Source organism: Streptomyces sp. NPDC088194, from assembly GCF_040702025.1.
Taxonomy (GTDB): Bacteria; Actinomycetota; Actinomycetes; order Streptomycetales; family Streptomycetaceae; genus Actinacidiphila.
This window is the reverse complement of record NZ_JBFBIV010000126.1, coordinates 1-20,259: the sequence shown is the minus strand read 5'-3', so window position 1 is coordinate 20,259 and position 20,259 is coordinate 1. Positions and strand designations below refer to the sequence as shown.

The 20,259-nt window shown below is 72.2% G+C and carries 18 protein-coding genes; 7 read left to right on the top strand and 11 right to left on the bottom strand.

Features of this window, described 5'->3' with window-relative positions:
• Positions 1–73: 73 nt before the first annotated feature.
• The 4 genes from AB0399_RS37005 to AB0399_RS36990 form a co-directional block, all read right to left on the bottom strand.
• On the bottom strand, positions 74–757 hold the full coding sequence (locus tag AB0399_RS37005; protein ID WP_366414277.1) for a hypothetical protein: 684 nt from the start codon (positions 755–757) through the stop codon (positions 74–76).
• Between the two features lie 69 nt (positions 758–826).
• Entirely contained in the window at positions 827–1,711 is an 885-nt protein-coding gene (locus tag AB0399_RS37000; protein WP_366414276.1) for a carbohydrate ABC transporter permease, read from the bottom strand.
• Positions 1,708–2,670 carry a sugar ABC transporter permease gene (locus tag AB0399_RS36995; RefSeq protein ID WP_366414275.1) on the bottom strand — a complete coding sequence of 321 codons (963 nt, stop codon included), beginning with the start codon at positions 2,668–2,670 and terminating at the stop codon, positions 1,708–1,710. Before AB0399_RS36995 ends, AB0399_RS37000 begins: the two co-directional genes overlap by 4 nt.
• A gap of 105 nt (positions 2,671–2,775) precedes the next feature.
• Positions 2,776–4,122 (bottom strand): sugar ABC transporter substrate-binding protein, encoded by a 1,347-nt coding sequence (locus tag AB0399_RS36990; protein WP_366414274.1) that lies wholly within the window; start codon positions 4,120–4,122, stop codon positions 2,776–2,778.
• A gap of 231 nt (positions 4,123–4,353) precedes the next feature.
• Between AB0399_RS36990 and AB0399_RS36985 the strand changes: the two genes are divergently transcribed.
• Both AB0399_RS36985 and AB0399_RS36980 read left to right on the top strand, forming a co-directional pair.
• Positions 4,354–5,505: a right-handed parallel beta-helix repeat-containing protein gene (locus tag AB0399_RS36985; protein ID WP_366414273.1), complete on the top strand. Its 1,152-nt coding sequence runs from the start codon at positions 4,354–4,356 to the stop codon at positions 5,503–5,505.
• A 203-nt stretch (positions 5,506–5,708) separates the two neighbouring features.
• Positions 5,709–6,653 (top strand): 5-dehydro-4-deoxyglucarate dehydratase, encoded by a 945-nt coding sequence (locus AB0399_RS36980; RefSeq protein WP_366414272.1) that lies wholly within the window; start codon positions 5,709–5,711, stop codon positions 6,651–6,653.
• A 411-nt stretch (positions 6,654–7,064) separates the two neighbouring features.
• Here AB0399_RS36980 and AB0399_RS36975 read toward each other — a convergent pair whose 3' ends face one another.
• Positions 7,065–7,496 (bottom strand): hypothetical protein, encoded by a 432-nt coding sequence (locus AB0399_RS36975; RefSeq protein ID WP_366414271.1) that lies wholly within the window; start codon positions 7,494–7,496, stop codon positions 7,065–7,067.
• Positions 7,497–7,728: 232 nt separating this feature from the next.
• Positions 7,729–8,874 (bottom strand): Gfo/Idh/MocA family oxidoreductase, encoded by a 1,146-nt coding sequence (locus tag AB0399_RS36970; RefSeq protein WP_329364852.1) that lies wholly within the window; start codon positions 8,872–8,874, stop codon positions 7,729–7,731.
• 210 nt (positions 8,875–9,084) lie between these two features.
• Between AB0399_RS36970 and AB0399_RS36965 the strand changes: the two genes are divergently transcribed.
• Both AB0399_RS36965 and AB0399_RS36960 read left to right on the top strand, forming a co-directional pair.
• A complete protein-coding gene (locus tag AB0399_RS36965; RefSeq protein WP_366414270.1) occupies positions 9,085–10,092 on the top strand; it encodes a helix-turn-helix transcriptional regulator in 1,008 nt (335 codons plus the stop codon).
• A 147-nt stretch (positions 10,093–10,239) separates the two neighbouring features.
• Positions 10,240–10,476: a hypothetical protein gene (locus AB0399_RS36960; protein WP_366414269.1), complete on the top strand. Its 237-nt coding sequence runs from the start codon at positions 10,240–10,242 to the stop codon at positions 10,474–10,476.
• A 130-nt stretch (positions 10,477–10,606) separates the two neighbouring features.
• On the opposite strand, the gene AB0399_RS36955 is transcribed toward AB0399_RS36960, so the two are convergent.
• Entirely contained in the window at positions 10,607–11,071 is a 465-nt protein-coding gene (locus AB0399_RS36955) for a hypothetical protein (protein WP_328469216.1), read from the bottom strand.
• 176 nt (positions 11,072–11,247) lie between these two features.
• On the bottom strand, positions 11,248–11,922 hold the full coding sequence (locus tag AB0399_RS36950; RefSeq protein WP_329364857.1) for a pentapeptide repeat-containing protein: 675 nt from the start codon (positions 11,920–11,922) through the stop codon (positions 11,248–11,250).
• 199 nt (positions 11,923–12,121) lie between these two features.
• On the opposite strand from AB0399_RS36950, the gene AB0399_RS36945 reads away from it, so the two are divergent.
• A complete protein-coding gene (locus AB0399_RS36945) occupies positions 12,122–13,672 on the top strand; it encodes an FtsW/RodA/SpoVE family cell cycle protein (protein ID WP_366414268.1) in 1,551 nt (516 codons plus the stop codon).
• Positions 13,669–15,159 (top strand): penicillin-binding transpeptidase domain-containing protein, encoded by a 1,491-nt coding sequence (locus AB0399_RS36940; protein ID WP_366414267.1) that lies wholly within the window; start codon positions 13,669–13,671, stop codon positions 15,157–15,159. Before AB0399_RS36945 ends, AB0399_RS36940 begins: the two co-directional genes overlap by 4 nt.
• Here AB0399_RS36940 and AB0399_RS36935 read toward each other — a convergent pair.
• From AB0399_RS36935 to AB0399_RS36925, 3 genes are all read right to left on the bottom strand, one after another.
• Positions 15,137–15,967 carry a polysaccharide deacetylase family protein gene (locus AB0399_RS36935; RefSeq protein ID WP_366414278.1) on the bottom strand — a complete coding sequence of 277 codons (831 nt, stop codon included), beginning with the start codon at positions 15,965–15,967 and terminating at the stop codon, positions 15,137–15,139. The genes AB0399_RS36940 and AB0399_RS36935 overlap by 23 nt on opposite strands.
• A gap of 372 nt (positions 15,968–16,339) precedes the next feature.
• Positions 16,340–17,578 carry a CapA family protein gene (locus tag AB0399_RS36930; RefSeq protein WP_366414266.1) on the bottom strand — a complete coding sequence of 413 codons (1,239 nt, stop codon included), beginning with the start codon at positions 17,576–17,578 and terminating at the stop codon, positions 16,340–16,342.
• 108 nt (positions 17,579–17,686) lie between these two features.
• Positions 17,687–18,814 carry a ferritin-like domain-containing protein gene (locus AB0399_RS36925; RefSeq protein WP_328469206.1) on the bottom strand — a complete coding sequence of 376 codons (1,128 nt, stop codon included), beginning with the start codon at positions 18,812–18,814 and terminating at the stop codon, positions 17,687–17,689.
• 239 nt (positions 18,815–19,053) lie between these two features.
• On the opposite strand from AB0399_RS36925, the gene AB0399_RS36920 reads away from it, so the two are divergent.
• Complete coding sequence (locus AB0399_RS36920; RefSeq protein ID WP_329364865.1) at positions 19,054–19,944, top strand: diiron oxygenase; 891 nt, start codon at positions 19,054–19,056, stop codon at positions 19,942–19,944.
• Positions 19,945–20,259 lie beyond the last annotated feature (315 nt).

The window sequence follows — 20,259 nt, the reverse complement described above, 5'->3', positions numbered from 1 at the left end:
CGGCCACCCGGACGTACCCGCGGACACGCGCCCGGACGCACGCGCGCGAGCACGCGTCCGGGCGCGCCGCGGACTACCAGCGGGCCTGCTCCGCCAGCGAGCGGGCGAGCGGCGCCACGGACTTCGCCGGCAGCGCGATGTGCCCGGCGTCGTCGTCGACCACGTCCACCATCAGCAGGATGTTCCCCGACGTCGCGGGCAGCGTCACCACCGCGACGTTGCCGGACGGGGTGAGCACCGGCGTACCGGGCTTAGCCGCCAGGCACTTGGCGAAGTACGCCTCCAACCGGGAGTTCGGCAGGTGCGCCCGGGACGCGATCAGCGGAAGCGTCATGGACAGCGCCGGGTCCTTGCCGTCCGCCGGGTCGTCGGTCCGGGTGGCGACCGTGGTCAGATCCGTCTCCTGCTCGCCGATCGTGTAGTTGCAGTAGACGACCACGCCGTGCGCCTTGGCCACCGGCGCCGTCGGATCGGCGCCCTTCTCGGTGTCCGCGCTCACCGCGTCCTTGTCCCGCATGAGCGCCGCGTGCCCGGTCAGCCCGGCGCTCCTGGCGGCCTTGTCCATCCGGTACGGCACCGGGCACGTCGTGGTCTTCCCGGCCGCCACCTCGTCCCCGAGCTTCACCAGCCCGGACGGGTCCAGCTTCTTCCCCGCGCCCGACGACCCGCCGCCGCACCCGGCCGACGCGACCGCCACGGTTCCCAGGACGACCGCCGAGACCGCCATCCGGCCGATCCGGCTCCTCATCGCCGTCACTCCCCCCACTCCCCCCACTCGGCACGATCCGGGGACCGTACCACCCGAGGAGACCTCGGTCACCGCGGCTCATCCCTTCAACGAGCCGTTGAGCATGCCGCGTTCGAAGAGCCGCTGGAGCCCGAGGTAGACCAGCACGCTCGGGATCATCAGCATCAGCGACGCCGCCATCCGCACCCCCTCGCCCTGCTCCTGGCTGGAGGACAGGCTCGTGACGACCAGGGTCATCGTGTACATGTGCGGGGTGGAGGCGACCAGCAGCGGCAGCAGGTACTGGTCCCAGATCATCAGGAAGCCGAACACCGCGCAGGTGCCCAGCGCGGGCCGGCACAGCGGCAGGATGATCTGGAAGAAGATCCGCAGGTCCCGGGCGCCGTCGACGCGGGCGGCCTCCTCCAGTTCGGCCGGGATGGTCTTCATGAACCCGGTGAGCACGTAGATCGGCAGCGCCCAGCCGACCACCGGAAGGATCAGCCCCGAGTACGAGTCGAGCAGGTCGCTGCCGCCCAGCGGGTCGGGGACCTTGCCGAGCACCAGGTAGAGCGGGATCGCGATGACCTCCTCCGGCATCATCATGGTGGCGAGGATCGCCAGCAGCACCACGGCCTGGCCGCGGAACTTCTTGCGGGCCAGCGCGTACGCCGCGAAGGCGCTCACCGTGACCTGGAGGAAGAGCCCGACGCCGGTGACGATCACCGAGTTGAGCAGCCCCCGGCCGACCCCGAACCGGAAGGCGGTGCGGACGTTGGCGAGGGTGAAGTGCCCGGGGAAGAGCGACATCTGGCCGGTCTTGAGGGTGGTGCCGCTGAAGACGGTGGCGACCATCGTCCACAGCGGCATCACGAAGACGAAGAGCACCGCGGCGTAGAGCACGACACGGACCGCGGTGCGGGTCCACGCCTTGGTGGGCATCCGCAGGCCCAGCGCGGTGGTGGGGGCGCTCATGCTGCTCATGCCTCCTTGCGCCTGCGCCACCACAAGGTGAGGCAGGTCAGCAGGACGGTGACCAGGAACAGCACGGTGGACACGGCCGAGGCCATCCCCAACTGGTTGTTCTGGATGCCCTGTTTGTAGGTGTAGGTGACGATGGTCTCGGTGGAGCCGGCCGGGCCGCCGCCGGTCAGGACATAGATCTCGGTGAAGACCCGCAGTCCCCGGATGATGCCGAGGGTGAGCACGATGGTGGTCACCGGGCGCAGCGACGGCAGCGTGACGTGCCGCAGCCGGTGCCACGCGCCGGCCCCGTCGATCGCCGCGGCCTCGTACAACTGCCGGTCGATGCCGGCCAGTCCGGCGACGAAGATGACCATGTCGTACGGGGCGCTCTTCCACACCTGGATCAGCATCACCGAGGCGAGCGAGGAGTGCGGCGAGGACAGGAACGGCTCGGGGCCCAGGCCGACATGGCCGAGCAGGGAGTTGAGGGTGCCGTAGCCGCCGGGGTAGAGGATGGTGTTCCACAGTTCGGCGACGGCCACCATCGCGGTGACCACCGGCAGGAACGCGGCCGTGCGCAGGATGCGCAGATGCCGGGCCGGGCCTTCGAGCAGCAGCGCGAGCCCGAAGCCGAGCAGCGCCGAGGCGGCCACCGTGACCAGCGCGTCCACGACGGTGTGCTCGACCGCCGAGCGCAGCGCCGCGTCGTGGAAGGCGGTGCTGAAGTTGTTCCAGCCGACCCATCTGTTGCCCAGGTAGGGACGCACCTCGAAGAAGCTGAGGTACATCCCCCACAGCGTCGGCCAGAACTTGAAGACGCCGAAGAGGACCAGTACGGGCGCCAGGTAGAGCCAGGGGGTGGCCACCCGCGGCCACCTGGGCAGGGCGCGCGGCGCGGAGGGGTTGCGGTTGCCGGCCGGGAACCGGGGGCGGCCGCTGCGCGGGCTGCCTCCGGGCCGGTCCTTGGTCAGGGCCATGTGTCGTCTGCCGTCTTCTTCTGCCGTCGTCTTCTGCCGTCGTCTGCTACGGGCATCGGTGCCGCGGGCGTCCGCTGCTTCGGGGTACCGGCGGGCGGGCACCGGCTACTTCTTGAGCAGCGACCGGTACTGGGAGTCGAGCGAGGCCAGCGTCTTGCCGGGGTCGCCGCAACCGGACAGCATCTTGTTGAGGCTCTCCGAGGCGTCGCTGCGGTAGGTCTCCCAACCGGGGGCGCTCACCGGCTCGTAGGTGGAGCTCTTCGCGTAGACCTGCTGGGCGACCTGCCAGCGCGGGTCGCCCGCGTGCACGGTCGCCGGATCGACGGTGGTGTTGATCGGCAGCCGCACGATGGTGGACGTGGGCACGCCGGTCATCCCGGTCTTCTGCGCCTCGGGCGAGACCATGTACGAGGCGAGCGCGTCGAAGTCGGCTGCGCGCTTGGAGCCGGCCATCGCGTAGACGGTGGTGCCCTCGGCGAGGCTGCCGGTGCCCTTGGGCCCGGCCGGCGGGGCGACCACGTCGTACTTCCCCTTGACGGCGGTGGCGTCCATGGTCGCGTAGGCGTAGGGGCCGGTGAGGTACATGCCGGCCACGCCGGTCTGGAACGCCTTGTTGGTGTCGGTGGTCAGGTTGTTGAGCGCGCCGGGCTGGACCACCTTGTCGGTGCAGTACAGCTTCTCCAGGAACTGCGCGGCCCGCACCGCCTGCGGCGAGTCGACGACCGAGCGGAAGCCGCCGCTGCCGGTGGGCTCCAGGAAGTTGCCGCCGGCCTGGTAGAGGAAGTTCGACCAGAACCAGGAGAGGTAGCCGCGCTGGGTGGAGCCGGGCACGGCCAGGCCGTAGGTGTCGTTCTTGCCGTTGCCGTCGGGGTCCTGGGTGGTGAACGCCTCGGCGACCTTCTCCAGGTCGGCCCAGGTCTTCGGCGGCTGCATGCCGACCTTCTTCAGCCAGTCGCTGCGCACCAGCAGGACGTTGGCCTGCGCGGAGAACGGCACGCCGTAGGTCTTGCCCTGGTCGTCCGCCACGGACTTCCACGCGGCGCCGCTCACCTGGGACGCGCCGCTGATCTTCGCCTGGTCGACCTCGGTGATGATGCCCTGGCTCTTGAACGCGCCGAGTTGGGAGCCGTCGTCTATCACCACGTCGGGCAGCTTGTGGGCGGCGGCGGCCGCGTTGAGCTTGGTCTCGAAGTCGGTGTTGGTCATGAAGAGCTGGACCTTCACGCCGGTCTTCCTGGTGTAGCCGTCGAAGACCATCTGGTAGGCCTTCTGCGAGTCGCCCGCGCCGCGCACCCAGACCTTCAACGGGCCCGACGCCGAGCCGCCGCCGGACCCCCCGCCGCACGCGGTGAGCGCGGTGGAGGCGGTGACGAGGGTGATCGCGAGGGCCGCCATCGGAAGGGCTCGTCGCCGGCGGATGCTGCCTGTGGTGCTGGTACGGGGCGCGCTCATCGTCCACTCCGTTCATGTACTGGAATCATGTCCACATCCAGGAATAGCCGGGACCCTAGGGCGAGGCGGCGGCGCGGTCAAGGGTTCCGACACGTTTGCGCAGCCCTCTTGACGCGGACGGACAGTCACCTTAGCTTCACCAGACGTCGCAATGGTTCAGTATTGCGACTTGAATTCATGCACATGAACTCGATCACGCCGGCACGCCATCGATCCGGGAGGCAACCCCACATGCCCGACCGACCCCTGCTCAGCACCGCGTTGGCCGCGCTCGCCGCTACCGGCGGGCTCGTCGCGGCGGGCGGCACCGCGTCCGCGACCGCGGCCGACGCCGCCCGCCCCGCCGCCTCGTCCCACGCCGTGTCCCACGCCGCGACGGTCTCCGTGTCCACCTCCGACCAGCTCGTGGCGGCCCTCGCCGCGGCGGCGCCGGGCGACACCATCCAGCTCGCCGACGGCTCGTACACCGGCAAGTTCGTCGCCACCACGGCGGGCACCTCGTCGAAGCCGATCACCCTGGTCGGCAGCGCCAAAGCGGTCCTGCACAGCTCGGAGTACACCGGCCCGTCCGCGGTCGCCACGAACGCGCGGGCGGCGTCCCCCACCGCCGCCCGCGCCGCATCCGCCGCCACCCCGGCCTCGTCCTGCCCGACCGGCGGCACCGGCTACGGCCTGTACCTCGACGGCGCCGCCTACTGGCACCTCACCGGCTTCACCGTCGACACCGCGAGCAAGGGCATCGTCATGGACGCCGCCCCGCACGTGACCATCGACGGCGTCGAGGTGCGCAACATCGGCGACGAGGGCGTCCACTTCCGCAAGGGCAGCTCCGACGGCGTGATCGAGAACTCCTACGTCCACGACACCGGCCAGAACCAGCCCGGCTACGGCGAGGGCGTCTACATCGGCTCGGCGAAGAGCAACTGGGCCTGCTACGCGGGCTCCAGCGGCGTGGACGCCTCCGACGACGTGCAGGTGCTGAAGAACCGGATCGGCCCGAACGTCGCCGCCGAGGGCCTGGACATCAAGGAGGGCACCAAGAACGGCGTGGTCAGCGGCAACACCTTCGACGGCACCGGCGAGCAGAACGAGAACTCCGCCGACTCCACGATCGACGCCAAGGGGGACGGCTACCGGATCGACGGCAACAAGGTCTCCCACCCCTACCTCGACGGCTTCCAGACCCACACCGCGCAGTCGCCCTACGGCTGCGGCAACACCTTCGCCGGCAACACCTTCTCCGTCACCGCCTCCGACGGCTACGGCATCAACGTCACGAACAACAAGAAGTGCGCCGACGACGACCAGAACGTCGTCTACGACTCCAACACCGCCAGCGGCGGCAAGGGCCTGACCGACATCACGGTCACCCCGAGCAGCTGACCCCCACTCCTCCTCCCGGCGAGGACCCGTCCGCCGGGAGGAGGAGCACGCACCCACGGGCACCCGGCCGAAACCGCCGGGCGCAGCTCCGGGAGCGAGACCGCACGGGCGGCCACCCACCCGCCGCGAGGTCCGGCACCGCGGGCGAACCGGCCGCCCGCACGGTCCCCGAGCCCACCTTTGAACCGCAAGGAGCCAACGACGTGTCCCTCTTCCACGGCGTGCTGTTCTTCCCCGTCACCCCCTTCACCCCCACCGGGCAGGTCGCCCCCGACCTGCTGGCGCGCCACGTCCGCGCCGGCCTGGACGCCGGCGCCGGCGGCGTCTTCGTGGCCTGCGGCACCGGCGAGTTCCACGCGCTGGAGCCCGAGGAGTACGCCCTGGCGGTACGCGCCGCGGTCGAGGCCACCGGCGGGCGGGTGCCGGTCTACGCGGGCGCCGGCGGCCCGCTCCCGCTGGCCCGCGCCTTCGCCCGCGCGGCGCGCGCCGCCGGCGCGGACGGCCTGCTGCTGATGCCGCCGTACCTGGTGCGCTCCCCCGCGGCCGGCCTGGTCCGCTACGTCGAGCAGGTCGCGGCGGAGACCGACCTGCCGGTGATCGTCTACCACCGCGGCACCGCCGTCCTCGACCCCGCCTCGGCCGCCGAAGTCGCCCTGCTGCCGCAGGTCGTGGGCATCAAGGACGGCTACGGCGACCTGGAGCTGATGGCGCGGATCGTGACCTCGGTCCGGCAGGCGCTGCGCGAGCGGGGCGAGGGCAAGCCGTTCCGGTTCTTCAACGGCCTGCCCACCGCCGAGGTCTCGGTGCCCGCCTACCGGGAGATCGGCGTGGAGCTGTACTCCTCGGCGGTGTTCTGCTTCGCACCCGACATCTCGACCGCCTTCCACCGGGCGGTGGAGAGCGGCGACGGCGACCTCGTCGAGGGACTGCTGGCCACCTTCTTCCGCCCGCTGGTGGCGCTGCGCGACCGGGTGCCCGGCTACGCGGTCGCCCTGGTCAAGGCGGGAGTACGCCAGGGCGGTCTGGACGTCGGCGGAGTGCGCCCGCCCCTGCTCGACCCGGCCGAGCCGGACCTCGCCGAACTCGCCCGGATCACCGCGGCCGGGCGCGCGCTGGCCGCCGCCCAGCCCGCCCGCGCCCGGCGGTGAGCACGGCGAACGGTTGCGCGGGCGGTGCCGAGCGCGCCATCGCGGCGCTGTCGAGCCATCTTTGAGCCAGGATGAAAAGCACCGCCTGTCCGGTTTACCTCCGTTGACGACGACAGCTTCGAAGTCCAGGATGGGGCCTGCATGTTGATCGTCGCGCGCGGGTCGCGCCCGACGACTGGCGACGGCCCACAGGACCGGCCGGGCCGGCGACTCCCCCCGTGGTCGCCGGCCCGGCTGCCGTCTTTTTCGGTGATGCCGCGAATTCGCCACGCCGAATGGCCGTGCTTCGCCACACCACCCGCCGAAGACGCGTAACGTAGGACCTGCGTGGCGGCCCCCATCCCCCCCCGGGGCCGTCACCGCATCGTTCGGCGGCCCCGGGTTTCCCCGGGGCCGCCGTTTTGTGCGCGCTCAGTGCCCGAACAGATGCCGCGCGTGGTGCCGTGGACGGGATGGCGCGTCGACCCGGTGCGAGCCCTCGCCGGTGCCGGCCGCGGCCGTCCCGGCCCCGGCGGGCGCGCCCGCCGCCGCGTCCTCGTCGCCGACCCGCGCCGCCAGCGTGTCCCGTTCGCGGGCGGTGGCGGCCGCGTCACGCCGGATGGCACGGTTCCTGCGCGCCTTGCGGCGGTGCAGCAGCCCACCGGTCATCGCCATCATGCAGCCGAGGCCGAAGATCAGGGCCAGCGCGAGTCCGGCGCAGAAGATCGCGAGCCCGTTCAAGGACGCGATGTGGTGACCGAGGATGCTCACGTCGTAGTGCGGGCCGCCCGAGATGTTGTCCGCGATCGCGAGTCCGACGAACGCCGCGGTGCAGGCGAGGAGCAGAAGTCCCAGGATCAGCATGTGCCGTCACCTCCGTGTGAAGGAGCTCCTGACCCGGCGGGTACCCCGAACCCGGATCTCCACGCGCCCCCCGGGGCAGCCCGGCCACGGGATCGCCTCGCACCCCGCCTCGGGGCAGCCCGGCCACGGGATCGCCTCGCACCCCGCCTCGGGGCAGCCCGGCCAAGGGATCGCCTCACGCGCCGCCTCAGGTCAGCCCGGCCACAAGGGCCGCCGCGCACCCCGCCTCAGGTCAGCTCAGCCGCAGGGCCGCCTCACGCACCGCCCGGGCGTCCTGGCGCACATCCGCCAGACCGGGCAGCGCGGTGTCCCCCTCCCCGCTCAGCTGCCGCGCCCAGGCCATGAGCTGCCGCCGGAACCCGGTGTGCCCGGGCTCCGCGGTGTGGACGCGGCGCTCGGCCAGCCCGCGCCCGGCGTCCCAGCTCTCGACGGTGAGCGTGGCCGCTTCGTCGCGCGCCCACGGCGAGGGCAGCGTGAGGGTGGCCACGCCGTCCTCCGCGGTGAACTCCAGCACCTCCCGATAGCGGCGGTGCTTGGGCAGCCGTTGATGGGTCATGTCGACCAGCAGCGCGTCGTCGGGGCGCCAACGGCAGCTCACGCCGGCGCCCCCGGCCCACAGATCGGCGTGCAGCAGAGATCCGTACAGCTCCCGGCCGCTGCCGGCCAGCGCCGCGTGCACCAGGTTCACCTGGTGGATCAGCGATCCGCCGAGCCCCCGGGCGTACGCCTCCCGCTGCGCGCCGGTGGACCCCGGGCCGAGCGCGCGGGCCAGCGCCTCCCGGGCCGGCGGCGGCTGCGGGCCGAAGGGCGGCGGGTCGTACGGCACCAGGTGCGCGACCTGGTGCGGCGCGTTCGGGTCGTGGATGTCCACGGTGAAGCGGCGGGCTTGGTCGAGGCGGTCGCGGCAGTGGTCGACGAAGAGCCGCACCACCGGGTCGTGCCGCTTCATGTAGCCGGCCGCGACCGGCAGTCCGGTGCGCCGCTCGGCCGCGGCCAGCTCGTCGATCTCCGCCGGGTCCAGGCTCACCGGCTTCTCGCACAGCACCGGCAGCCCGGCGGCCAGGCACTCCGCGACCACCTCGCGGTGCGTCCACCACGGCGTGCACACCAGCGCGCCCCGCGCCCCGGCCCGCACCGCCTCCTCGGCCGACCCGCACACCGGGACCCCGCCGAACCCGGAGTGCCGCAGCGCGTCGACGTGCCGCGGGTCGGTCTCCACGACGGCGGCCAGCCGCAGCTCCCCCGGCAGGTCCCGCACCTCCCGCAGATGCGCGGCGTGCGCGACCTTCCCCGCGCCGACGAGCACCACGGGCACCGGCCGTCCCGCCGACCGGCTCCGCGCCGGAAGGGGGCCGTCGGAAAGGCCCGGCTCTGCCATCGGGAACCTCTTTCTGCCGTCCATCGGAAAGGTGGCGTTCGGCGGTCGTGTGATCGATTATGGGGTGGTGCGCCGTCGGCCGACAAAGGAAGGCCGAAGCAGCGCCTCTGGCACCTGACGTATCCATTGCTAAAGTCGCTACGGGCGTCGACTCGGCAACCGCGCGAGCCCGCCGGGGCAACACAGGGTGTGAAGTGAGGGGGAGCGGACGTGGCCGGTGTGGCACGACGTGGGGACGCGGACGCGGCCGGTATCGGACTCGCGATATACCGGGCGCTGCTGGCCAACGGCTCTTGCGAGCGCGAGACGGTCAACGCGAGCCTGGGCCTGGCCGACGAGGAGGCCGCGGCCGGCTGGCGCGAGCTGGACGACCTCGGGCTGGTGCGGCCGAGCTGGCGGCCGGGCAAGACGGACTCCGTCGAGCCCGACACGGCGCTCATGGGGCTGCTGGCCAGGCAGCGCGAGACCCTCCTCGCGCAGCGTGACGAGCTGACCGCCGTGGTCAAGGCGGCCGAGACGCTGATGGAGCGGTACCGCCCCATGGTGACCAGGGAGCCCGCCGACGTCGAGGTGGAGGTGCTCAGCGGGCCGGCCCGCCGCCGGGAGTTCGTCCGTGATTTCGGCGCGACGGTTTCGGAAGTCGTCTCTTCCATGCATCCGGGTCCGCTGCCCCCACCGGAATTCCTGGAGAGCTCGCTCGATTCCGACCGGGCGTTCATCGAGAAGAACATCCGGGTACGCGCCCTTTACGGCCAGAGCGTGAATTCCGGCCCCCGGCAACGGAAATACCTGAGTGATCTGGCGGCGCTCGGCGCGGAAGTCCGGCTCATTCCCCAGGTGCCGTTCGACCTTCTGGTGGCCGACGAACACACCGCGCTCACCCGGGCCGAACCCTCCGACCCGGACGGCCCCGCGGTGGTCATCCGCGGGCCGGTCCTGGTCCGCTCCTACCTGGCCGTGTACGAGGACTGCTGGCTGCGCGCCGTGCCACACACGGCCAAGACGTCGACCAACCCGGACGACGAGCACGAACTGACCGAGCAGCACCGCACCACCCTGCGCCTGCTCGCGAACGGCCTGACCGATGAGCGCATCGCAAGGAAACTGGGGGTATCCCTGCGCACAGTGAGTCGCCTGGTGTCAGAGGTGATGCGCTATCTTGATGCGGAGAGCCGATTCCAGGCCGGTGTACTTGCGGCTACCAATGACCTCATCTGAATGTGCGCGTACGCGCCATGGCGTACTTTCGCACCATCGGAACGTGGTGCTCCACTTGGCGGCATTGGCATCCTGGAGCAGGCTCATGCGCATTTGAGCTCAGGAACCACTTCAGGCTACCCCCGGCCTTGACTGCTAAGGAATCCGATGTCGCGTAAATGGCTCAGGGCCCACGCGCCCGCCGTCGCTGCATTGGCGCTCGCACTCGGCTCCATCGGCGGCACCGGTGTCGCCGTCGCCGCCGGTGCTCCCCCCGTGACTCCGCCAGCCGTCAGCACCCCGCACACCGCCGCGGTCCAGTCCGCGACCCTCACGTCGAGCGACTCCGACAGCGGCACCGGCCAGCGGGTGTTCACTCCCACCATCTGGTACCCGCCGGCCTAGAGCTCCGATCGTCTCCCGCAGCCCCCGCGCTGTACGGCCCGAGATGGTTCACGGGCCGTACAGCGCTTCCTGCGTGTGGGGGGCCGCGGTGATGGGGGGACGGCTCCGCAGGAAGTCTCGGGCTGGGGGTTCAGCAGGCGCCGATGCCGGTGGGCACGGCGGGGAAGCTGGGGAAGCGCAGTATCCGCAGGGCTTCGCGGAGTACCGCGTCTATGTCCGTGGCGGCGTCGTCGGCGGCCGGGTGTACGGCCAGCCAACCCAGATGCCGACGCAGGAATGCGGCGAGGGCCGGTACCGTCCGCAGGGGGAGGCGAACGGTCCGGCCCTCGACAATCAGATCGGCCCAGGAGGCGAGAGTGCCTCGTACAGCGGCGCGCGCCTCGACAGCCGGCCCGTTCAGGGGGATGCCGGGCCGGGCAGTGCCGGTCTCTCGGTCGCCGGAGTCCGGCGCCGGTACGAGCGCGACCTCCAACTCGCCGTATACCCGGGGAAGCAAGGCGAGTTGCCGATCCAGCCGCTCCTGGCAGGGCACGCACAGCGCCGGGTCCGTCTCGACACACAGATGGTGTGCGCTCCGGAACTCGATCTCCTGCACTGAGTCGTTCCCTTCTCGCCGGGGGCGGTAAGAAGAGCGAACCAGGAAGCGGGTGATCCGGACAATGCCCGCCGACCGGCCGGAATCCGCAATGGCGCGATCGCGCAACAGAGCACCTGTCAAGGCTGTCACCAGGGGTGGCGGAACGGGTGTCCCGGGACGCCTGTTGCGGCCGGTCAGCGGTCCTTCACGGTGATGCCGAGAGTCTGCGCCAGGGCGGGTGCGAGGTCCAGCAGTTGCCCCGAACTGATCACCGCGCCGCGCAGGCTCTCGTACCCGTCGGCGAGGTCGATGCCGACGGCGCCGCGCAGGTCGGTCCGCTTCAGTTCGGCGCGGCCGAGGCGGGCCTGCTCCAACCGGCTGCCGGGGAAGGCCACCCCGTCCAGCCGGGCCTCGCCGAGATCGACGTCGCGCAGCACGCAGTCCTCGAAGACCACGTCGTGCAGCCGGGCCGCGCGCAGGTTCACCGAGTCGAGCTTGCAGCGGCGGAAGACCACCCGGCGCAGCACCGAGCCGAACGCCTCGACCCCGGCCAGCGAGCAGCCGATCAGCGCGGAGTCCAGCCAGTTGCTCTCGGCGAGCGAGACGCCGGTGAGCCGGCTGCCGGACGCCCACAGGTCGTTCATCCGGGCGCCGCGCAGGTCGGTCTCGGCGAAGGAGCAGTCGGTGACGGCCGATTCCAGGAAGCGGGACCCGGTGGCGCGGCTGCGGGCGGGGAAGTCGATCCGGTCGAAGTGCACGGTGTCGTAGTCGCCCTCGACCTCCAGCGGACCGGCGTGCGGGCGCAGCAGCTCGGCGTAGGGCAGGTCGGCGAGGTCGTCGGGGGCGTCGGGGGCGTCTGCGGGGGTCATGGCGGCCACCCTAGGGCCGGGCACCGACAGCGGGAGGGCGGGCGCCGGGCGGGTCAGGCGGCAGGCACCGGGCGGACGCGGGGGCCGGCGGCAGGCGGGCGCCGGGCGGGTCAGGCGGCAGGCGCCGGGCGGGCGCGGCACGGGGCGCGACATCCGACTTAACGGACATAGCGGTCGCCGGTTGCTAGCGTGACGGCCCATGAGCGCAACGTCGGCGACCGCTCCTCCCCCGCCCGGGCCGCCGCGCCCGGTGCCCCCGCGCGGCGCCGCGCGGCCGCGCCCAGCCGCCCGCCGCGGGGTGGAGCTGTGCCTGCTGGTCGCGGCGGTGGGCATCTCGGTCTACGGCTACGCGGAGGTGGGGCTGGCCCGCAGCGGCGCGGTGCCCAAGGACGCGCTGGCGTACGGCGGCGGGCTGGGCGGGCTCGCGCTGCTGGCCCATGTGGCGGTGCGGGCGCGGGCCCGGTACGCCGATCCGCTGCTGCTGCCGATCGCGGTGCTGCTCAACGGCCTGGGCCTGGTGCTGGTCTACCGGCTGGACCTGGAGCCGGTGCTCGGCCCGCGGGCGGCGCCGGCCCAACTGGTGTGGTCCTCGCTGGGGGTGGGCCTGTTCGCGGTCGCGGTGCTGGCGCTGCGCGACCACCGGGTGCTGGCGAGGTACACGTATGTGAGCGTGACCGCGGCCCTGGCGCTGCTGGTCATGCCGATCGCGTTCCCCGCGGTGAACGGGGCGCGGATCTGGATCAGGGCGGCCGGGTTCTCCATCCAGCCGGGCGAGTTCGCGAAGGTGCTGCTGGCGATCTTCTTCGCGGGCTACCTGGCGGCGAACCGCGCGGCGCTGGCGTACGCCGGGCGCCCGTTGCCGGTCGCGGGCCGGCTGAAGGGGCTGCGGCGGCTGCAGTTGCCGACCGGGCGGGTACTGGGGCCGGTGATCGCGGTGTGGCTGGCGAGCGTGGGCGTCCTGGTGCTGGAGCGCGACCTGGGCACCTCGCTGCTCTTCTTCGGCCTGTTCGTGGTGATGCTGTACGTGGCGACCGGGCGGACCGGCTGGACGGCGGTGGGGCTGCTGCTGGCGGCGGCCGGCGCGGCCGCCGTGGGCGGGACCGAACCGCACGTGCACGCGCGGGTGCGGGACTGGCTGCACCCGTTCGCGTCGATCGCCGCCGGGCAGGGGCCGAGCCAGCTCGCCCAGTCGCTGTTCGCCTTCGGCAACGGCGGGGCGCTGGGCACCGGGCTCGGCCAGGGCTCCTCGTACCTGGTGGGGTTCGCCGCGAAGTCGGACTTCGTGCTGGCCACCGCGGGCGAGGAGTTGGGGCTCGCCGGGCTGTGCGCGCTGCTGGGGCTGTACGCGCTGCTGGTGGCCCGGGGGTTCGCGGCGGCGCTGGCCACCCGCGACCCGTTCGGGCGGCTGCTGGCGGCGGGCCTGGCGTCGATCCTGGCGCTCCAGGTGTTCGTGGTCACCGGCGGGGTGATGGACCTGATCCCGCTGACCGGCATGGCGATGCCGTTCCTGGCGCAGGGCGGCTCGTCGGTGGTGGCCAACTGGCTGATCGTGGCGCTGCTGGTACGGATCAGCGACCGGGCCCGCCGCCCGGAGCCCGAACAGCCCGCGCCGGCCGGAACGACGGGAACAGCCGAAACGGCCGGAACGGCCGGCCCCGACACCCCGCCGCCCGCGAAGCCAAGGAATCCGGAAACCCCGGGGAGCACGGGGAGCACGGGGAACCCGGAAAGCACGGGGAGCACGGCGTGAACCGCTGCGTGCGGCACGCCGCCGCCTTCTGCTTCCTGCTGCTGCTCGCGCTGCTCGCCAACGCCACCCGGGTGCAGCTCGTCGAGGCCGGCGGCCACGCCGCGAACCCCGCCAACCGGCGCGCCGACATCGCGCTGTACGCCCGGCCGCGCGGCGACATCCTCGCCGGCACCCGCACGGTGACCGGATCGCGGTCCACCAGCGGCCAGTTGAGGTACATCCGCACCTACGCCGACGGCCCGCTGTACGCGCCGGTCACCGGCTTCGCGTCGCAGACCTACGGCGCCACCCTGCTGGAGGGCACCGAGAACGGCCTGCTGGACGGCACCTCCCCCGCGCTGCACGAGCAGCCGCTGTGGCGGGAGATCACCCGCGCCCGGCAGCGCGGCGGCGACGTGCACACCACGATCGACCCGGCCGCGCAGCAGGCCGCGTACGACGGGCTGGCCGGGCGCAGGGGCGCGGTGGCCGCACTCGACCCGGCCACCGGGCGCATCCTCGCGCTGGTCTCCTCGCCGTCCTACGACCCGGGTCTGCTGTCGGGTGCGGGCCCTTCGGTGACGGCGGCCTGGAAGCGGCTCAACGCCGACCCCGAACAGCCGATGCTGGACCGGGCGATCCGGCAGACCTACCCGCCCGGTTCGACGTTCAAGGTGGTCACGGCGGCGGCCGCGCTGGCCGGCGGCGAGGTCACCGACCTGCGCGCGCCGACCGACTCGCCCGACCCGTACCGGCTGCCCGGCACGAATGTCGCGCTGACCAACGAGGGCCCGGGCTGCCGCGACGCCAGCGTGTACGACGCCTTCCGCTACTCGTGCAACACGGTGTTCGCGAAGCTCGGCGCGGACCTGGGCGCCCAGGACGTGGTGGCGCAGGCGGAGCTGTTCGGCTTCAACGACAACGAGTTGCGCGTCCCGCCGAGCGTCGCGAAGAGCAACGTGGACACCACGATGAGTCCGGACCAGGTGGCGCTCTCCTCGATCGGGCAGTACGACACCACCGCCACGCCGCTCCAGATGGCCATGGTGGCGGCCGCGGTCGGCGACGGCGGGCGGCTGATGGCGCCCTACCTGGTGGACCGGGTCACCAACCACGCCGGGACCACCGTGTCCGAGACCCGGCCGCACACCCTGCACCAGGCGGTCGGCACTCGGACGGCGGCGGCGCTACAGCAGTTGATGGAGGCGGTGGTCACCGACGGCACCGGGACCAACGCGGCGATCCCGGGGGCGGTGGTCGGCGGGAAGACCGGCACCGCGCAGCACGGCCTGGCCAACGCCGGTACGCCGTACGCCTGGTTCCTGTCCTACGCCAAACCGCCCGGCAGCGGCCGGGCCGCGGTGGCGGTCGCGGTGGTGGTGGAGGACGCGGACGCGGTGCGGGCGGACATCTCCGGCGGCGGCAACGCGGCGCCGATCGCCCGCGCGGTGATGGAGGCGGTGCTCAAGGAGCCTGCGGCGGGGGTCAGTTCACCTGCGGGAAGCTGAACGCGTAGCCCTGGCTCTGCAACCAGGTCAGGGTCTGGTCGAGCGCGGCCACGGTCTGCGAGCGGTCGCCGCCACCGTCGTGGAAGAGGATGGTCGGGCCGTTGCCGATCTCGTACTTGACGGTGCTGACGATGGTGCCGACACCCTTGCGTTCGTAGTCCTTGGTGTCGATGTTCCAGCCGAGCGGGCGCAGGCCGTGCTGGGCGGCGAAGGCGCGGCTGGCCGGGGTGAAGGCGCCGCCGGGGGCGCGGTAGTAGTACACCCGGGCGCCGCCGGACGCCTGCTCGATCATGTTCAGCGCGTCCAGGATCTCCGACTCCTGGTAGGCGACCGGCTTCTTGTCCATGCCCTCGTCGTGGTGGACGGTGTGGTCGCACAGCCGGTGGCCGGCGGCGACGACCGCGCGGACCGTGGCGGGGTTGTCACGGGCCTGCGGGCCGATCATGCAGAAGGTGGCGTGCACGTGGTGCTTTTTCAGCACGGCCAGCACCTTCGGCGTCCAGAACGGGTCGGGCCCGTCGTCGATGGTGATGTTGACGGCTTTGCCGGGGGTCTCGGCGGCGTGCACGATCGAGTCGGGCACGAGCGGGTAGTGGTGGCCGGGAGCCGTCGAGTGGCCGCCCTTGCCGCCGGAGCCGCCGCCGGTCTTGCCGGTGCCCGCGGTGCCGGCGGAGCCGGAGTGCGCCGAGTTCTGCGGGGCCTTCGGGTCGTCGGCGGCGGAGGAGTGCTTGCCGGAACCGGGCGCGACGATCGCGGTGACGACGGCGGCGAGCACCACGACGGCGACGGCCAGCGCGATCGCGACCACCTGCGGGGCGGACTTCGCCCGCGAGCGCTGCGGCGGCCCGCTGTTCCAGCCGGGGCCGCCGTTCCACTCGGGTCCGCCGTTCCAGCCGCCGTCGTTCCCGTAGGGGCCGCTGTTCCCGTCGGAGCCGCCCGCCCCGTTCCCGCCCGGTTCGTACGGCGGCTGCTCCGGTATCCGTCCCCGTGCCGTCATGTGTACCCCGCCCGCTTTCCGTCTCGCTCGGCTCCTTGGCGCGACCGGGTCGCCGCCCGGTCCGCGATCGGATAGATGCCGTCACCCACCGTACGGTTCCGCGCCCGAGCGGCAGCACCGGCACCGTTACAGAACCCGGACCAATACCCACGGACCGGGTGCCGCCGGGACGGTGACCTCGCACTACCCGCCGGGCGGGGCGGTGAGGCCGGAGCAGCGCCGCAACTGCCCGTAGCGGTCGGTGATCCCGGCGGCTGCCGCACCGGTCTGCGGCTGCGGCACCCCGTCACCGCCGACGGTCCCGGGGGTGAAGCGCGCCCCGGTGACCTTGCCGGCGCGGGTGACGGTGATCGTGGTCACGCCGGTGTCGTCGGAGTGCGGGTAGGGCGAGGAGCCGTACCAGAGGAAGTTGCCGAAGCCGTAGGCGACATAGGTGGGGCCGAGCATGCCGGAGCCGAGCATCACATGGGCATGGGTGCCGACCACGGCGGTGGCACCGGCCGCGGACAGGTCGGCGGCGATCGACTTCTGGTCGGCGACCGGGCAGCTCTCGCCCTCGATGCCCCAGTGCAGGTAGACCACCACCACGTCGGCGTGCGCCTTCGCGGCGCGGACGGCGGCCAGAAGTCGCGGCCGGTCCAGCGCGGAGGCGATGCCGGGGGTGGCGGGACCGGCCCGGAAGTCGGAGTTGGTGATGTCGTAGACCTGGCTGGCGGCCAGCACCGCCAGCCGCACGCCGTGCACGGTCTCGGTGTACGGGCGGTACGCCTCGGCCTGGTTCGCGCCGATGCCGATCACCGGGATCGGTGAGGCGTGCTTGGCGGCCACGGAGTCGGCCAGGCCCAGCGGGCCGTAGTCCACGGCGTGGTTGTTGGCCATGGTGACCGCGTCGACGCCGGAGTCGTGCAGCGCGGTGAGGGCGGCGGGGCTGGTGCGGAAGTGGTAGATCTTCGCCTGCGGGGTGCCGCGGGTGGTGATCGCGGACTCCAGGTTGACCATCGAGAAGTCGGCGGCGGCCAGTTGCGCGGACATCGGGCCGAGCGCGGGGTCGACGGTGAGCCGGCCTGCGGTGCGGCCGGTGAAGTGGACGTCGCCGGCGAAGGCGAGGGTGAGGGTGCCGTCGGTTCCGGTACCCGTGTGGTTGCCGCCGCGCGCCGAGGGTGCGGCGGAGGTGCCCTGGCCGGCCGCGGCGGGCTCCCCGGACGGACCGCTCCCGGTGCCGGGCCTCGCGGCGGCCTGCCCGCCACCGGTTCCGTGCACCAGGTACAGCGTGCCGGTGACGGCGGCCAGCAGCCCGGCGAGGCCGAGCGCCGCGTTCCGGCGCCGCCGGGCCCGGGCCCGGCGGGCGGTGCGGCGCCGGTCGGACCGGGCGCCGGGCGGCGGCGTCCGGTCCTCGCCGTGCTGCGGGCTCTCCCCCGGCACGTGGGGCGGGGTGCGCCTGGTGGCACGGCGCCCGGGGCGCGATGATCTCGGACCAGCATTCATCACATAAACATACGATTAGCGCGTCCGTGATCATGACGGGGGCCGCTATGTCCGGGGCGCGGCCCCGGCCGGTTCACCGCCCTGGGCGATGGCGTCCGTCACCTCGGCGACCCGGGCGGCCTCCTCGGCCGCGAACCGCTCCGCGTCCAGTTGCTCGGCGATCTCCTCGTCCTGACTCATCAGCAGGTCCAGGTTGGAGTCGCCCAGGTCGAAGACGCCCAGGTCCACGTACGCCTTCTGGAGCCGCGGCCCCCACAGCCCGATGTCCTTCACGCACGGCACGATCCGGCTGAAGAGCAGCTTCCGGAACAGGTGCAGGAACTCCGACTGCTCGGTCATCTCGACCGCCTCGGCCTGCGGGATGCCGAAGTTCGCCAGCACCTCGGTGCCGCGCAGCCGGTCCCGCATCAGGTAGCAGCCCTCGATGACGAACTCCTCGCGCTCGCGCAGTTCGGCGTCGGACAGCTGCTTGTAGTAGTCCCGCAGCGCCATCCGGCCGAACGCGACGTGCCGCGCCTCGTCCTGCATCACGTAGGCGAGGATCTGCTTGGGCAGCGGCTTGTCCGTGGTGTCGCGGATCATCCCGAACGCGGCCAGCGCCAGCCCCTCGATCAGCACCTGCATGCCGAGGTACGGCATGTCCCAGCGGGAGTCGCGCAGGGTGTCGCCCAGCAGCGCCTGGAGGTTGTCGTTGATCGGGTAGAGCATCCCGACCTTCTCGTGCAGGAACCGGCCGTAGATCTCGGCGTGCCGGGCCTCGTCCATGGTCTGGGTGGCCGAGTAGAACTTCGCGTCCAGGTCGGGCACCGACTCCACGATGCGCGCCGCGCAGACCATCGCGCCCTGCTCGCCGTGCAGGAACTGGCTGAACTGCCAGGAGGTGTAGTGCTGCCGCAGCAGCCCGCGGTCGCGCTCGCTCATCGCGTCCCAGTACCGGGTGCCGTACAGCGTCATCGCCTCGTCGGGCGTGCCGAGCGGGTCGTACGGATCGACCTCCAGGTCCCAGTCGATCCGGCGCACCGCGTCCCACTGCTTGTCCTTGCCCTTCTGGTACAGGGCGAGCAGGCGGTCGCGGCCGTCGTCGTACTCCCACGAGAAGCGGGCGGCGCCCTGGGCCGGGACCTGCCAGGTCCACTCGGTGGGCGGCTGCGTGTAGAGACCTTCCGTCGACATCGACACACTCCGATCGGGCGGCTGCTGGTGTCCGCGCCCTCGCTCGCGGCGACTACCGGACCGGACCGGCCCCGGCCGATCCGGGTCGGGTCGGTCCGGGTCGGTCCGGGTCGGTCTGCTCCGGTCCGCGCGGTCCGACTCGCCACCGTTGCCGCGCGAGGGCTTGACGGGCTTGTTGACACAGAGTCTCATAAGAACCGTACCCCAGGTAACCCTCATGCGGCGGAGGCCGGTTGACCATGGACGCGACCCTCATCGACCGGGAGAAGACGGCGGAGCGGCTGCTGTCGGCCTCGGCGAAGCACTCCTTCGACCCTGACATCGAGCTGGACTGGGAGGCGCCGTTCGAGGACGGCGCCTGGTTCTGGCCGCCCGAGCTGGTCTCGCTCTACGACACCCCGTTGTGGCGGCGGATGCCGCAGGAGCAGCGGTTGGCGCTGTCCCGGCACGAGGCGTCGTCGCTGTGCGCGTCGGGCGTGTGGTTCGAGACGATCCTCATGCAACTGCTGCTCCGGCACACGTATTCGCTCGATCCGACGAGTGCGCATGTGCGCTACGCGCTCACCGAGATCGCGGACGAGTGCCGGCACTCCAAGATGTTCGCTCGGGCGGTGACGAAGTTCGGGACGCCGGTGTACGGGCCGAGCAGGTTGGATCATTCGCTCGGGCGGGTGCTCAAGACGTTCTCGACCACGCCGGGGTCGTTCACCGGGACGTTGCTGGCGGAGGAGATTCTGGACTGGATGCAGCGGTTGACGTTTCCGGACGAGCGGGTGCAGACGTTCGTGCGGGGTGTGACGCGGATTCATGTGGTGGAGGAGGCGCGGCATATCCGGTACGCGCGGGAGGAGTTGCGGCGGCAGATGGTGACCGCGCCGCGGTGGGAGGTCGGGCTGACGCGGGCGATGTCGGCGGAGGCGGCGCGGGTGATCGCGCGGTCGTTGATCAGTCCGAAGGTGTATGCGAATGTCGGGCTTGATCCGGCGGAGGCGGTGGCGGCGGTGCGGGAGAGTGGGCACCGTCAGGAGATGATGCGGCACTCGGCGAAGAGGTTGATGGACTTCTTCGAGGAGATCGGGTTGTTGCGGGGGGCTTCGAAGCCGTTGTGGAAGGCTTCGGGGTTGCTGTAGGTCCTTGGCGCTTCGGGGTTGCTGTAGGTCCTGGTGCGGTCGCTGGGGCTGCGGCGGCGGGGTTCGAGACTGCATATTTACGGCGCCTGCGGGGTTTTCGTGACTTTGCCGTACTCCTCGCGCCACAAATATACGAACGTCTCGAACCCCGCCCCCTCCGCCCCCGCTCCGGTCCGTCCTCGCTCCCGCTATGGGCGCCGCATGGGGTGGTAGGGGAGAGGCGCCAGCAGCCTGCGGTACTGCCCGAGCCGGACGCGTTCGGCGGCGCCGAGGTCGAACCGGCCCAGGAACGCCTCCACGTCGAGCGGGTGCTCG